General features: G+C 56.3%; 12 protein-coding genes, 1 tRNA gene and 1 rRNA gene. 7 read left to right on the forward strand and 7 right to left on the reverse strand.

Annotated features, from left to right (window positions below):
* Together rrf and HEQ72_RS08390 are read left to right on the forward strand one after the other, a co-directional pair.
* Window positions 1-102 (forward strand): 5S ribosomal RNA (rrf, locus tag HEQ72_RS08385); the annotation flags it as partial.
* A 54-nt stretch (window positions 103-156) separates the two neighbouring features.
* A tRNA-Met gene (locus HEQ72_RS08390) sits at window positions 157-233 on the forward strand.
* A gap of 253 nt (window positions 234-486) precedes the next feature.
* Here HEQ72_RS08390 and HEQ72_RS08395 read toward each other — a convergent pair.
* The 7 genes from HEQ72_RS08395 to HEQ72_RS08425 all read right to left on the reverse strand — a co-directional run bounded on the left by HEQ72_RS08395 (window position 487) and on the right by HEQ72_RS08425 (window position 8970).
* On the reverse strand, window positions 487-1395 hold the full coding sequence (locus tag HEQ72_RS08395; RefSeq protein WP_168023110.1) for a DMT family transporter: 909 nt from the start codon (window positions 1393-1395) through the stop codon (window positions 487-489).
* 89 nt (window positions 1396-1484) lie between these two features.
* Entirely contained in the window at window positions 1485-2303 is an 819-nt protein-coding gene (locus HEQ72_RS08400) for a heme ABC transporter ATP-binding protein (protein WP_168023111.1), read from the reverse strand.
* Window positions 2300-3331, reverse strand: coding sequence for a FecCD family ABC transporter permease (locus tag HEQ72_RS08405; protein WP_209315670.1), 1032 nt, complete (start codon window positions 3329-3331; stop codon window positions 2300-2302). Before HEQ72_RS08405 ends, HEQ72_RS08400 begins: the two co-directional genes overlap by 4 nt.
* 17 nt (window positions 3332-3348) lie before the next feature.
* Window positions 3349-4233: a heme/hemin ABC transporter substrate-binding protein gene (locus tag HEQ72_RS08410; RefSeq protein ID WP_168020498.1), complete on the reverse strand. Its 885-nt coding sequence runs from the start codon at window positions 4231-4233 to the stop codon at window positions 3349-3351.
* The gene (locus HEQ72_RS08415; protein ID WP_168020496.1) at window positions 4230-5297 is read right to left on the reverse strand and encodes a hemin-degrading factor; all 1068 of its coding nucleotides are present in this window, start codon (window positions 5295-5297) and stop codon (window positions 4230-4232) included. The genes HEQ72_RS08410 and HEQ72_RS08415 overlap by 4 nt, the downstream gene beginning before the upstream one ends.
* Before the next feature lie 90 nt (window positions 5298-5387).
* Window positions 5388-7397 carry a TonB-dependent hemoglobin/transferrin/lactoferrin family receptor gene (locus tag HEQ72_RS08420; RefSeq protein ID WP_168023112.1) on the reverse strand — a complete coding sequence of 670 codons (2010 nt, stop codon included), beginning with the start codon at window positions 7395-7397 and terminating at the stop codon, window positions 5388-5390.
* Between the two features lie 502 nt (window positions 7398-7899).
* Window positions 7900-8970, reverse strand: coding sequence for a Glu/Leu/Phe/Val dehydrogenase (locus tag HEQ72_RS08425; RefSeq protein WP_168023113.1), 1071 nt, complete (start codon window positions 8968-8970; stop codon window positions 7900-7902).
* A 292-nt stretch (window positions 8971-9262) separates the two neighbouring features.
* Here HEQ72_RS08425 and HEQ72_RS08430 point away from each other — a divergent pair, with 292 nt between their 5' ends.
* From HEQ72_RS08430 to sucD, 5 genes are all read left to right on the forward strand, one after another.
* Entirely contained in the window at window positions 9263-10195 is a 933-nt protein-coding gene (locus HEQ72_RS08430) for an exopolyphosphatase (RefSeq protein ID WP_167812182.1), read from the forward strand.
* Window positions 10196-10298: 103 nt separating this feature from the next.
* Window positions 10299-11423, forward strand: coding sequence for a cell division protein ZapE (gene zapE, locus HEQ72_RS08435; RefSeq protein ID WP_168023114.1), 1125 nt, complete (start codon window positions 10299-10301; stop codon window positions 11421-11423).
* Window positions 11424-12007: 584 nt separating this feature from the next.
* Window positions 12008-12967, forward strand: a complete 960-nt coding sequence (gene mdh / locus HEQ72_RS08440) for a malate dehydrogenase (RefSeq protein WP_168020486.1) — start codon at window positions 12008-12010, stop codon at window positions 12965-12967.
* A 48-nt stretch (window positions 12968-13015) separates the two neighbouring features.
* Window positions 13016-14215, forward strand: a complete 1200-nt coding sequence (sucC, locus tag HEQ72_RS08445; protein WP_168023115.1) for an ADP-forming succinate--CoA ligase subunit beta — start codon at window positions 13016-13018, stop codon at window positions 14213-14215.
* Between the two features lies 1 nt (window position 14216).
* Window positions 14217-15092 (forward strand): succinate--CoA ligase subunit alpha, encoded by an 876-nt coding sequence (sucD, locus tag HEQ72_RS08450; protein ID WP_168023116.1) that lies wholly within the window; start codon window positions 14217-14219, stop codon window positions 15090-15092.
* Window positions 15093-15197 lie beyond the last annotated feature (105 nt).

Below are 15197 nucleotides of genomic sequence, written 5' to 3' on the forward strand. Positions count from 1 at the left end.
GCGCTGGAAAAACACCCGATCCCTTCCCGAACTCGGCCGTGAAAAACAGCTGCGCCAATGGTACTTTGCCTCAAGGCACGGGAGAGTAGGGCGCCGCCAGGTCTTCTCATCTCTCAATTCAAAAAAAACTTGCTTCTATACAAAATAAAAAACAAACGCGGGGTGGAGCAGCCCGGTAGCTCGTCAGGCTCATAACCTGAAGGTCGCAGGTTCAAATCCTGCCCCCGCAACCAAAAATATAGACTCATCCAAAAAATATGCGCTTTTTATGGAGACGAAAAAGTTACATTGAGATTGCCATTCAATGGCTGTCCTGATTGATGGATCGTCTGGATATTTTTTCGTACGCAAAAGACAGATGAGCTATTCTTCAGTTAACCTTTTCATCTACGGTACCTTTACGTTTATTTCACAAAATTATAGCATGATTTTTCTTGGTGCGGTTGGGGGGCAGCATTGATCTGATTTTGGATCTATACAGCCATCTTACTTTTTTAGCCCAGAACCAAGATTGAACCTGAATTTATCCAGCTTTGGTATCATGGATAGAATGTGCGTTCCGGCAAAGTCTCTTGTTCTCGTTTCAGGGTGAGAAGAAGACTTGTCATTGTACATGAGCGCCCCAAGCCAGTCGGCCACACCAAGACTCTCCCCAAAGAACACAATGGCAAAAAGGGTCGCAAACAGGGGGGCACTGCTTTCAATAATCTGGACGCTGCTTGCATTGCCGTGTTGTATCGCTTTTGTGGTGAAGTAGAAGTCTCCAATCGTCGGGAATATGACAAGCCCGAGGATGGCAATGGCAACAGGTGGGCTTGGTATTGAAAATCCCTTCATGGCATAAGGTATTGTCAGATACAGGCTTCCAAATCCGAACAGCCATACGAGATGGGCAAGTCCAGATCCGATTTTTAGCAACTTTGAGGCAAAGATAAATAGCGCGCATCCCAGCCCACCAAGAAGGGCCAGTATAATGCCAGTCATGCTTCCCGATATGCCGACTTCATGGGCAATAATAAAATAGACGCTTGGTAGAATGGCGGCAAAGGCCAGCATTTTCATCAGGCCGATTTTCTCTTTTAGAAAAACAGATGACAGGATACCACCTGCAGCATAGGTCAGGAATGAGACAAGTGGGATATGAGCTTCTTTAGAAGCCCATGTTTCAAAGAAGTAGAGACAAAATATTCCCAAGAAAGACGAGATCATGAATTTCGGGGCTAATGTCTGCAAGGATACGAGTTCTGACTGGATTTTTTGTGATGAGCAGAAGTTCAGAAGAGTCAGAGCTGCAGAAAAAAAATTGAGAAATGAGATCGGGTGATGCGATTTTCTCTCTATAAAGCCAACGTGATTGAATGAGCCTCTCATTCCATTGAGAGCCGCCGCGACCAACGCATGGAACTCTGGTCTTGATCTACAGATCCTTTTGTTCGTGCGTGTCGTATACTCTTTTATGTACTGGATCACACCCCCCCTAAGCCTTATAGACAGTCACTCTTCTTGCTGTCGTTTTCAGCACATGAAGGCAGGTACGGAATGATAATCCGTGCCCCATTATCGTCGAGGATGCGTGTTCGGATAGTAAAGACCTGCTCTATGATATCCGGCACGAGAACATCATCCGGGTGACCCGTGGCTGTAATCTTCCCGTCAGCCAGAAGGATGATGTGGTCTGCCCACGCAGCAGCTAGATTAAGATCATGCAAGACAGCAACAACCCCGTTTCCCTGGCGAGCGAGCGCCTTGGCCTGCGCCAGGATTTGGTGCTGGTGGGCTGGGTCCAGGCTCGACGTTGGCTCATCCAGAAGCAGGTATCCCGGTTTTTCGTTTTTGCCATCGGCCAGTTGTGCCAGAACTCTGGCAAAGTGCGTACGCTGTTGTTCTCCACCCGACAGGTTCAGGTAATTACGTGCCCCCAGGTGATGAATGCCGGCTTTCTGAAGAGCCTGATCTACAAGGCAGGCATCATGACGGGATGTGCTTGCCTGATGCGGGCTTAGCCCGAGTTGCACAACCTCGGTGACTGAGAACCCGAACTGAAGAGATGGGTTTTGCGGCAGAACAGCCCGACGTCGTGCCAATGCCTTGAGCGGCCATGCCTCCAGAGGGGTGTTGTCCAATTGTATCTGACCGGAATCGGGCTTGCGTTCGCCAGCCATGACAGACAGCAAGGTCGATTTTCCCGATCCATTGGGACCGAGAATAATGGTCATGGTCCCCGGATGTACAGACAGGCTGATGTCAGACAGGATAACGTGGTTACCGAGCTGAACATGAATGCGGGATAAATCCAGGCTCATGATGCTGTGCTTCTCCGGGTGTGACCAAACAGTAACCAGACCAGGCACGGCGCACCAATCAGGCTGCATAAAAGACCGATAGGCATTTCTGCCGGCTCAGCAAGGGTTCGTGCGGCTGTGTCGGACAGTGTCATCAGGATTGCCCCGGCCAGTGCTGCTCCGGGAAGGAGGAGACGGTGATCGGCTCCGATCGCCAAGCGAACCAGATGAGGCACAATCAAGCCAACAAAGCCGATAATGCCGGAGACCGAAACGGCTGCGCCCACGCCCAGGCTGACCAGAACGGTACTCCACCGTATGAAGCGTGGAACATCCATGCCCAAGTGCCCTGCTTCCCTCTCCCCCAGGACGAGGATGTTCAGCTGGTTCGATTGCCGGACGAGAAGAAACACGGTTAAAAACATGATCAGTGATGCGGGTACAATCTGGCTCCAGTCACTGTTGCTCAGGCTTCCCATGGTCCAGAACAGGAACTGGCGCATCTGAAGATCATCGCCCAGATAGACAAGCAGGCCAATACCGGTTGCGCATAGCGCATTGACCGCAATACCGGCCAGAAGCATGGTGGCCGGGTTGACCCGCCCGTTGATGGCAGCCAGAAGGTGAACGACAGAAACGGCTGCCATGCCACCGACAAAGGCGGCTATTGGCAGAAACCATGGCTCCCCGGCCAGTGTTGTTCCAAAGACAACGGCCCCGGCCGCTGCCAGCGCGCAGCCACTGGAAATGCCAACAAGTCCGGGATCAGCCAGCGGATTGCGGAAAATGGCCTGCAAGCTGGCCCCGGAGACAGCCAAGGTTGCGCCAACCAGCGTGCCGAGAAAGATCCGGGGCAGGCGGATGCTGCCCAGAACAGCCTCATGCTGCCAGGGGATTCCTGCATCAGTCAGTCCGGTATGGGATGCCATGTATTGCAAAACATGGACTGCGGGAATGGAAACACTGCCGGTACAGGCTGCTGTCACAACCGTGATAACCAGAAGGATGACCAGCCCGGGCACAACAATGTGCCTGCCTTCTCTTGTCATGGACGTGTTTCCTTGGTTCAGTGGGCAGGCCATGGTCCATCCCCTGCTGTGCCAAAGGATCGGGCGAGATCCATGATAGCCTGCGGTGTGCGTGGCCCCAGCCCCATCAGCAGCGTGCTGTCGATGACCACAACCCGTTTATTCTGTGCCGCAGGTGTTGGCGCAATCTGGGGCATCCGGATAAGCGCATCGGTGTTCTTGTCAGGGCCAAGGGTGTGATCACCGACCAGAAGGATATCCGGGGCCATCATCATGGCACCTTCACCGGACAGCGGTTTGAAGCCTTCCGTCTGACTGGAGACATTGCGCCCCCCGGCCTGCCGGATCAAGTAGTCCACCACCGTCTTGCGGCCGGCAGCAATCGGCGGGCCGGCCCCGGCTGACAACAAGCACAGGACACCGGGTGCACTGGATTCTGCAGGGCGTTGTATGGCGCTCAGGGTTGCCATCAGATCCTTGGCCAGATCATCGGCTTCCTGTGGTCTGTGAACCCAGTTCCCGATGTGGTGAATGTTGCTGCGTAGTGTGTCCAGGGTCATTGCGGCAGGCAGGGTCTCCACTCGCACACCGGCCTGCCGTATCTGCGACAGGACATGGGGTGGTCCGGCATCTGCCGGCACCAGAAGCAGGTCAGGCTCCAGCGACAGGATGCCTTCTGCGGCCAAGGTCCGCATATAGCCAACCTTGGGGCGCTGTGCTGCGGCTTCGGGATACTGGCTGGTAGTATCCACGGCGACAACACGATCCCCGGCACCCAGGGCAAACACAATCTCTGTGATCGGGGCGCTGACGGAAACAATCCGCTGTGGTGTCTGACCGCTGTAAACTGGACATACAGGCAGGATTGCCAGTGTCAGGGCCGCAAGTATGGCGACCCTGACAAAACAACGCTGTGGTTTCATGCGACAGCGGCGTGGCGATCATGACCGGGCAGGGATTTGACAATTGCCCGCCAGTCTTCGCGCTCGGGCTCCTGCCCGTGCCTTTTCCCGCACAGGATGGCGACGTTCCGCCCCTGTGTGTCATACAGTTCCAGGGTCGTGATAATGCCGTTTATGCTGGGCTTGCGAACCACCCAGGTGCCGGCAATCTCTTCGCTGCGGACGTGAAGATTGAAATCCGGATCCATGATGTTCAGCCATCCATCCTTTTCCATAACCCGCTGTATGGTCCCGGTGTGGATCTGGATGCAGCCGGCACTGCCGACAAAGACCATCAGCGGGGCTTTCTGGTTGACAGCCATGTCCAGGGTGCGACGCAGGGCATCGGTACTGGTTTGGAGGGCAAGATCCGGGCCGACCAGACGCATGGCCTGCAGGCGGTCAACCCCGAATTCCCTCAGCATGTCGTGGAAGTGATGGACATCGCGCAGGGCAGACCAGTGCGCCCGCAACCCTTCCACGTCAATCTGGTCGTCGGGGCGCTCGACAGGGGTGCGGGCTGGAACAACATTCAGCTCGGTTGACTGGTTATCAGAACGATATTGCTCTGTCAGGCGGGCCCAAGCATCAACGTTACCATCAGCGGTCAGGAAGACCTTGTGTACCGCCGTTCCGTCAAGATCAAAGAATTGTAGTGAACGCCGAATTCCGCGCTGATTCTCGGTCTTGACAGAGAACCCGTGGTGCCAGCGCCCCAGGAACAGGCGCAGGTCAATGCCGCCGTTGTACACAACGCCGCTGCCGCCGCTGATGTTGATGTTGCCAAAGGCGCCGGTTTTCTCGTGAACAACGGCATTGTTACGGGTGATGACCTTGACCGGACCCAGGGCGGGAAGCGCCTGTATCAGTTCAGCCCAGTCGGCGTCCAGGCGCACAACATCGTGCCCGCAGCCGGCCGCGACCAGCTGGGCTTCGGTTGAGCCAAGGTCGGCAGCCAGATCGCGGGCATAGCGGCGGGCTGTTCCCGATGCAAGAGATGCCCAGGCGTGTTGCAGGTCGGTGGTGGCGGGTGATTGAGAAGTCATGACAGGTGTCTCCTTCGGGAAAAAGGCCGGCGGGGCGGGGTGCGACCGCTGTTCCGCCGGCAGATGCACAAAGCCGGTTGAAACGGTTGCCTAGAACTGGATCACAGCACTCAGGCGGATATCACGACCGGCGGCGTAGATTGCTGACTCGTGGGGTTTGTAATACCGGTCAAACAGGTTGTCGGCTGTCAGGTTTACGCGCAGGGCATCGTTGAACTGTTCCGGTGCCCAGCTGACAAAGACATCGTGGATCGCGTAACCACCGCTTTTCTTGTCGGCTTTGGCGCGGTTCTGGGCCGCCACCATGTGGGTGCGCCAGCCGGCTTCTAGATCCGTGCCGGGAATGCGGGTGCCGATGGTGGTCACAGCCTTGGCGGCGGGGATGCTTTCCAGCGGGGTATGGCTGCTGCGGTTGTCTCCGCGCAGTTTTGAAGCCCCCAGGCTGGCAAACACGATCCCGGCGTCATAGGCGGCTTCCAGCTCCACCCCACGGATCCGCGCGTTGGGAACGTTGCTGGTGGTGGTTGTGGTTGCCCCCACTGTTTGTTCTATGTAGTCCTTGATCCGGTTTTCAAACCCCGACACCTTCAGGCGCAGGCTGTCCCGTTCCAGAGCCAGGTTCTGGAACCGGAAGCTGGCACCAAGTTCGGCGTTGCGGGCTTTTTCCGGGCGCAGGTTCGGGTTGGGAACGAAGGTGTTATTTGCAAACGGCCCCATCGGGAAATGTACGCCTTGATTGTACAAGCCTTTCAGGCTCGGGGCCCGGAAGGCTTCGGCATAGGACACATAGGGCATGAACCACGGGGTTACCCGCCACGACAGCGCCGCCTTGGGCGAGGTGGCGCTGCCGTCGCGCCCGGCCCGGTCGGTGGGCGACAGGTCAAAGCGGTCGTGGCGGACACCGGCGGTCAGGGTCCAGTCGGTGAACAGGGTGATTTCATCCTGTATAAACACACCCGTCGTTTTCATGGTGGCATCGGGGTAGAAGCCCGCGGTGGGGATGCCATCACGCCGGCCTTCCTGTTTCTCCTCCATATACTCGACGCCATAGGTCAGGCGGTTATGGGCAGAATCGCCGAACGAAAAGCGGCTGGTATTGGCCACGTCCACACCGTTGACGGTTTGCTTGCGGGTATCGTGGCGCACGCTTGCCCGGGTTTTCTCGTTGATATCGGCCTGGTTCCGGTACACGGTAGCCTGAACGTCAAATAGTTTGTCTGCCGGGTTCTTGTAGTTCCACGACAGGGTGTAGGTGTCCTGCTTGGTTTCACGGTCAACGGCGAGATTTCGCGAACCTACCAAGTCTTCAGCGCTTGCACCCGCCTTCTCGTCGCCGTCATAGCGCAGGGCCGACAAGGTGATGCGGTGGAAGGTATCGGGATTGATGCCAACCTTGAACAGGGCGGAACGATTCCGCTCTGCCGAATAGGGCAGGTGGGTGTCGTTGCCGTGGCGCAGGTCGGCCTGGGTATGGGCACTGCCGCCAACCAGGAAATCCAGTGTTTCCATCGGGCGGGCATAGGCCATCAGGCTGCCGCGCTTTTTGTCGCTGGCGCTGGCATAGCCCGCCGAAACCCGCCCCCCCATCATCTGTCCCGGTTTCAGGAAGTCGGTGGCGTCAACGGTGGTCATGTTCATGACCCCGCCCAGGGCACCGGATCCGAACAGGGTTGATCCCGGCCCGCGCAGCACGTCTACCTGGCGCAGGAATTCGGGTTCGACGAAAATACGTCCCTTGTGTTCGGCGTTGAAGTTCTGGCGCGCATTGTCCAGCCGCACCACGACGCGTTCCCCGCCCAGACCGCGAATGGTCGGGCGTACAGCAGTGCCGCGCGGCCCACCGGAGAAGCTGGCGCCGGGAATGTCACGCAGCAGTTCAACTACGGACCCGGGGTGGCGTTTCTCGATGTCTTCACGCCGGACAACGCTGACAGCTTCCGGGGTGTCGATGGCGGTTTGTTCTGTCCGTGTGGCCGAAATGGTAACGGCATCTAGCCGCGTGGTTGTTGGCGCAGGCTGTGTCTGGGCCTGGGCCACACTGGCTATCAAGGGAAGGAGGATACCGGCCCCGAACAGCGGGGCCCCGAAATGTTTGGGCATGTCTTGCTCACCTCGTTTGATTGTTTTTTTGTGCGGGACCGGCAGGCCGGCAGATTTCCGGGCGGGAATTCATGAAAAAAGGGCAGGGCAGGAGAAGGCGCAGCGTTCTTGCATGCAGGCGATAAGCTTGACTGAACGTTGTGCCGTTATGGTTTGGTGCCCGGCTGTGATTCAGGGGTGTTTCTGTATCGGAGATTTGTAAAGCGGTGCGCGTATGGCGCGGAACGGCGATCTGTTTCCCGTGCCGGGCAGATGTCAGGACACATGGCACCCTCTGCATGTAATAATCATTATCACACGCACTATGCACGGAGATTCCCAAAGGTCAAGCGTAGATCGTTTTCAGCGATCGTCTTTGGGTTGTTTTTCTTTTCCGCGCAGAATCGTCTGCGTGGAAGTGCTCGTGACTTATCGAGAGGTCACTGAGGAACAGGCGCAGTACATCGGCGTTTGCCGCACGAAGCACCGCACCCGTTTTTTCTGTCTATTTTTTCCTGGTTTCTCAGGCAGCGACCGACCGTTGGCGATTAGCCTTTATTTCGTATAAACGTTCGCGGGCTATGGTATCAGCGACGTCTGCAGTTGTCTGACCACCCAAGCGGGCTCTCTGGTAGATTCCACTCAGCGTTTCTGCAATGGCAGCCGCTTTCTTCCGCAGCCCTTCGGTCGTGAAGGTCCCGTCTATATCCGATGCAATGGCCATGACCCCGCCAGCATTGATCACATAATCCGGGGCGTAAAGAATGCTGCGCTTTTGCAGCTCCATTGCCATATCCGGTGTTGCAAGCTGGTTGTTGGCAGCCCCGGCGACAGCCTTGGCTTTGATATCCGGAATGGTGACCGGGTTCAGCGAAGCACCAAGGGCGCATGGAGCAAAAATATCGCACTCCACGGCATGGATACGGTCTGGGTCAACTGCAACGGCACCATATTCCCGAACGATATAATCAATACGGGCAGGATCAATGTCTGATACGATCAGCTTGGCCCCGGCTGTTGCAAGATGGCTGCATACATAGTGTCCGACATGTCCAAGGCCTTGTACGGCGATGGTGCGGCCCTGAAGGTCCGGGGTTCCGAACAGTTCAGTCGCGGTTGCCCGAATGCCATGGAAAACGCCCCATGCCGTGAAGGGAGACGGATCGCCCAGCCCGTTCTTGCGCCCGGTTCCGGCAACGTGCTGCGTTTCAGTGGCAATGATGTCCATGTCTGCCGGTGAGGTACCAACATCTTCGGCTGCTATATAGCGACCACCCAAGGCTTCAACCTTGCGGCCAAAGGCCCGGAGCAGGGCTTCGGACTTGTGCCGCGTCGGATCCCCGATGATGACCGACTTTCCGCCACCAAGGGGTAGCCCGGCCATGATGTTTTTGTAGGTCATTCCGCGCGAGAGTCGCAGGACATCGATGACGGCTTCCTGGTGTGAGGCATAGGGCCACATGCGGGTCCCGCCGCACGCCGGGCCGGAAATTGTTGAATGAACGGCAATAACAGCTTTCAGCCCGGAGTCGACGTCTGTAGCCAGCACAACGAGCTCGTGGTCATCGAAATCACGCAGTTCCACGATATTCATGGTGTTTTGTCTCCCTTGCTCTCCGGACATTCCTTGGTGTTCCGGCAGAGTTCTTATTATTCGTCATAATGTGAACGTAAGATTATATTTATGCAATTCTCTTTCTCGCAAATGTTCTGAAAACAGCACGATCCGGTGCTTGTCGGTGTGTCAGTTATTTTTCCGGCTTGCGCATATGGACACGGTTATGCAGGCACGTGTTGCCTGATGGCGGGTGGGAAGGTATCGTGTTGCCTGTTGTATCGTGGCCGGGGTTGGCCGGCTGTCCGGCGATGATCAGGGGAGTGTGCGGATGTCGGAAACCAAGTTCCGTCTTGTGACCCGCAGTGACTTTGATGGTCTGGTCTGTGCCATGATCCTCAAAGAGCTTGATATGATTGATGATATCAAGTTCGTCCATCCCAAGGACATGCAAGATGGAAAAGTTGAGGTGTCAAAACGTGACATCACAACCAACCTGCCGTATGTCCCGGGTGTTCATCTGGCTTTTGACCACCACCTGTCAGAAACCATAAGGATCGGTGGCAAGCCCGAGAATCATATCATTGACCCGGATGCGCCCTCGGCGGCGCGCGTGGTCTACAAGTACTATGGTGCCGAAAAGGTCATTAAGAAAGTAACGGCAGATATGATGCTGGCCGTTGACAAGGGCGACTCCGCCAATTTCACTCGCGAAGAGGTTCTGAAGCCGGAAGGCTGGAACCTGATGAACTTCCTTATGGATGCCCGGACAGGGCTTGGGCGGTTCAAGGAATTCCGGGTTTCCAATTACCAGTTGATGATGAACCTGATCGATTATTGCCTGGATCATACCATTCAGGATGTTCTTGCCCTGCCTGATGTCCGTGAAAGAATCGACCTTTACTTCGAGCAGCAGGAAAAGTTCACGGTCCAGATGCGTCGTTGCACAACGGTCAAGGGCAAGGTGGCCATTATTGATCTCAGGGAAGAGGACCCGATTTATGTCGGCAACCGTTTCCTTGTGTATGCGCTGTATCCGGATGCGAATGTATCCATACATATCATGCGCGGCTTCCAGAACGAAAAGACGGTTTTTGCTGTTGGCAAGTCGATCTTCGACAAATCCTCGAAAGCCAACATCGGTGAGCTGATGCTGAAGTATGGCGGTGGTGGGCATGCTAATGCTGGAACGTGTCAGGTTTGGCATCAGGATGCCTCCCAGGTGATGGAGGTTCTGGTGGCGCGTCTGAACATGGCGTCCTGACGCGCCCGGGGCAGGGTACGGTTTCCTGCCCTTGGTATTTTTCTGTTTTTGGTCTAACGCTTTGCAGCCTTGTGCTGACATCTAACGTGGACCCTGAACCGCCATGAATGACGATCCCCTGTCCTTGTATCGCGCCCGCCTTGCCCAGGGGTGTCTGCGCGCTGATCCTGTGCAGGAGCTGGCAGCGGAAAAGTTGAATTCGCTGCATCACGCCCTGAAAGGCTATCAGCCCTCTTCAGGCCGCAGCGGGTGGCGTGCCCGCTTTGGTTTTGCGCGGATGTCTCCCGACATGGATCCGCCCCAGGGTTTGTATCTGTATGGCCCGGTTGGACGCGGAAAGTCGATGCTGATGGATGTCTTTGTCCATACAGCCCCGGTCAAGGCTTGCCGGAGAGTCCACTTTCATGAATTCCTGCGTGATTTCCACAAGGCTGTTCATGCTTGGCGCAAAAGCCCCGACCGTGACGGGACTGATCCTGTGCCACCCCTTGCACGGCGCATGGCACAGGAAAGCTGGTTGTTGTGTCTGGATGAGCTGGAGGTTCGCGATATTGCCGATGCCATGATCATCGGTCGTATTTTCGAGGAATTGTTTCGTGCTGGTGCGGTGATCGTTGTGACCTCGAACCGTGCTCCGGATGAACTTTACAAGGATGGTCTGCAGCGTGAGAAATTTTTGCCCTTCATCAGCATGATCAAAGCGCGGCTTGATTTGCTGGAATTGACGTCGCCAACGGATTACCGGTTGGGTCGTATGAAGGGAGCGCAGATCTACCATACTCCGCTTGGATCGCACGCGGATCGGGCGCTTGACGATGCATTTACCCGCCTGGCCGGGGGATTGTCAGCCGTGCCGGTACAGCTGGATATCAACGGGCGTGCCCTTCCTGTGCCCCTTGCTGCCGGGGATGTGGCCCGTTTTTCATTCCGTGACTTGTGTGAGCGTCCTTTGGCAGCGACCGATTATCTGCATCTTGCTTCTGCGTATGATGCTGTTGTTCTGGACAGTGTGCCCGTTCTGGGGCCTCATAACCGTGATCATGCTCGCCGCTTTGTCATGCTGATTGATGCTCTCTATGACCATAAAACCTTGCTTGTCCTGTCGGCCGAGGCGGATCCGGAGCATTTGTATCCCGACGGGGATGGAGCTTTTGAATTCCAGAGAACGGTGTCAAGGCTGATGGAAATGCAATCGGAGAGCTATATTGGCGCACGTCATGTGGCATGATCACTTTTCCCCTTGTTGTGTCTGATGTCGTGGGCAGATTCGCGTGTTTGTGTCCTTGGCACGGGGTCTTGTTTTCCATCATGCATCCAGAGCGAAAAACAGCCGTCAAAACCTTTGGCATGGCGTATGGTACGGGATACGGTGCTGTTTGGACGGCTGCATGCGATGCAGCATGGTCAAGAGGGGTCGATCGCGACAATGGTCCCCACAGGCACAAGACAGGTGTTGCCGGGACCGGCCTTGGACGGTTCGGGCTTTTGCCTTGAGAGACATGGTCTGCGGCACAGTCTGCGGATGCCTCTGCCTGTGTGTCCGGAGAAAGAAACTGTTTGTCTGCAGGTGCTTTTCTTTCGGTATGTTTTTATGCCTGCGGTGTTGGCGTGCCGACTTGTTTTCAGGTGGGTATGTCGTTGTGTGATACCGGAAAGTGTGTGTCCTGGCGGCTTGCTTTCCGTGCAAAATCAGGCTATCGAAGGCCGCCTGTCGGGGTTGTCGACTCCCGCGCGGTACCCGTCCGGGAAACGCGATGAGCGGACTTGGCCTTTGGCATTCGCGCAGTTCGTAATCATACGAGGGGATTTTCCATGGCACGCAAGAAGATTGCTCTGGTCGGTGCTGGCAACATCGGCGGCACGCTGGCGCATCTGATCGGTCTGAAAGAACTGGGCGATGTCGTCCTGTTCGACATCACAGACGGTATCCCGCAAGGGAAGGGGCTTGATATCGCCGAATCCACGCCGGTGGAAGGTGTTGATGCCGCCTATTCCGGGGCCACGGACTATTCTGCCATTGCCGGTGCCGATGTCGTGATTGTTACTGCCGGCGTTCCCCGCAAGCCCGGTATGTCGCGCGATGACCTGATCGAAACCAATGCCAAGGTCATGGTTTCTGTCGGAAAGGGGATCCGTCAGTATTGCCCCAAGGCTTTTGTGATCTGCATTACCAACCCGCTTGATGCCATGGTGTGGGTGCTGCGCGAAGCGGCTGGCCTGCCCCATCACAAGGTCGTTGGTATGGCCGGTGTTCTTGACTCCGCCCGCTTCCGGTATTTCCTGGCCGAGGAATTCAAGGTCTCGGTCAAGGATATTACCGCGTTTGTGCTGGGTGGTCATGGTGACACCATGGTGCCGCTGGTTCGTTATTCGACGGTTGCCGGCATTCCGTTGCCGGATCTTGTCAAGATGAAGTGGATCTCCCAGAAAAAGCTGGACCAGATTGTTCAGCGGACCCGTGATGGAGGGGCCGAGATCGTCGGCCTGCTGAAGACGGGGTCGGCATTCTACGCGCCGGCTGCCTCTGCGGTCCAGATGGCGGAGTCCTATCTTAAAGACCAGCGCCGTCTGTTGCCCTGCGCCGCCTGGGTTGACGGACCGTACGGGCTGGACGGCATTTATGTTGGTGTGCCTGTTATTATCGGCGACAAGGGCGTTGAGAAGATCGTCGAGATCAAGCTCAACAAGGACGAAAAGGAAATGTTCGATCATTCCGTTGATTCCGTCCGTGGCCTGATTGCCAAGTCCCGGGAATTGATGCCCAAGGGGTAGGTCACAACAGTCCTCCCCCCGGGGGGCAAACCAGGAGAAGGCTGAAACATGAATATTCACGAGTATCAGGCCAAGGAACTGCTGAAGAAGTTTGGCGTTCCTGTTTTGGCGGGCGGTGTTGCCTATACCGCTGATGAGGCTGCCAAGGTGGCCTCTGGCCTGTCGTCACCGGTCTTTGTCGTAAAGTCCCAGATTCATGCCGGTGGGCGTGGAAAAGGCAAGTTCAAGGAATCTGCCGCCGGAGACAAGGGTGGCGTTCGTGTCGTCAAGTCCGTTGATGACGTCAAGGTGAATGCCGGACAGATGCTGGGCAAGACACTGGTGACCCATCAGACCGGCGCGGACGGCAAGGAAGTCAAGCGGGTTTACATTGAATCCGGTTGTGACATCCGCCGTGAACTATACCTGTCGATGCTCGTTGACCGTGCTACGTCGCGTGTTGCGGTCATGGTATCCACCGAAGGCGGTATGGACATTGAGGAAGTAGCTGCCCGCACCCCGGAAAAGATCATTGTTCAGGATATTGATCCCGCCTCGGGGATTTCCGGCTTCCATTGCCGCAAGCTTGCCTTTGCCTTGGGTCTGGAAGGAGGGCAGGTCGAGGTTTTCGGCAAGCTGCTGGCAAGCCTGTACACGTGTTTCCTGGGCCTGGACATTGCCCTGCTGGAGATCAACCCGCTGGTTGTGACCGGTGATGGCACGGTCATCCCTCTGGACTGCAAGATGTCCTTTGATGACAACGCCCTGTACCGTCACAAGGAACTTGCCGACCTGCGTGACGAGGATGAGGAAGACCCTTCGGAAATCGAGGCGGCTCTCCACGCCCTGAACTATATCAAGCTGGATGGCTCGATCGGTTGTATGGTCAACGGTGCCGGTCTTGCCATGGCGACAATGGATATCATCAAGCTTTATGGTGGTTCACCGGCCAATTTCCTGGATGTTGGCGGTGGTGCGACCAAGGAGCGTGTGACCACAGCTTTCAAGATCATTCTCCGTGATCCCAACGTTAAAGGGATCCTGGTCAATATCTTTGGCGGGATCATGCGGTGTGATGTTATTGCCGAGGGCGTGGTGGCTGCTGCGCGTGAGGTATCGTTGAATGTTCCTCTGGTGGTCCGTCTGGAAGGCACGAACGTTGATCTTGGCAAGAAGATCATGCGTGAGTCCGGTCTGCCCATTATTGCCGCCGACAACCTGGCGGACGCGGCCGAGAAGGTCGTCAAAGCCGTGAAGGAGGCAAAATAAAATGGCCGTTCTTATTGGCAAGGATACCAAAGTTATCTGCCAGGGCTTTACCGGCAAGCAAGGTACGTTCCATTCCGAGCAGGCCATTGCCTATGGTACCCGGATGGTGGGTGGCACCAGCCCGGGGAAGGGTGGGTCGCGTCATCTGGATCTTCCGGTCTTCGACACAGTTCTTGATGCCCGGGCAAAAACCGGTGCCAATGCATCGGTGATCTATGTTCCTCCCCCGGGTGCGGCTGACGCTATTCTCGAGGCTATAGATGCCGAGATGGAGCTGATTGTTTGCATCACCGAAGGGATACCGGTTCTGGATATGGTGCGCGTCAAGCGGGCCTTGTCCGGATCGCGCAGCCGTCTGGTTGGCCCCAACTGCCCGGGTGTTATCACCCCGGGTGAGTGCAAGATCGGCATTATGCCCGGCCATATTCACCAGCGCGGCAAGATCGGCGTGGTCTCACGCTCCGGTACGCTGACGTATGAAGCGGTGGCCCAGACGACGGCTGCTGGATTGGGGCAATCTACCTGCATTGGCATTGGTGGTGACCCGGTTAATGGAACCAACTTCATTGATTGCCTGGAAATGTTCCTGGCCGACAAGGAAACCCAGGGCATCATCATGATTGGTGAAATTGGTGGATCTGCCGAAGAAGAAGCAGCCGAGTTCAGCAAGAAGAGCAAGGTGAAAAAGCCGATGGTCGGTTTCATTGCCGGGGTGACAGCACCGCCGGGCAAGAGAATGGGCCATGCCGGTGCCATTATCTCCGGCGGCAAGGGCACGGCTGATGCCAAGATGGAAGCCATGCGCTCTGCCGGCATTGTGGTTGCGGACAGCCCTTCCGCTCTTGGCAGCACCATGCTGTCGTTGATGAAGGGTTGAGGTGATGGTGGGGAAACCGGTTGTCACGCGTTGTGGTTTCCGGTTTCCTGCGCATCCGTTTTGTCGGGATGCGTTTGTGTGATGTGGCCCGCACCGCGCCGGAAC

Source organism: Haematospirillum sp. 15-248, assembly GCF_012102665.1.
Taxonomy (GTDB): domain Bacteria; phylum Pseudomonadota; class Alphaproteobacteria; order Rhodospirillales; family Rhodospirillaceae; genus Haematospirillum.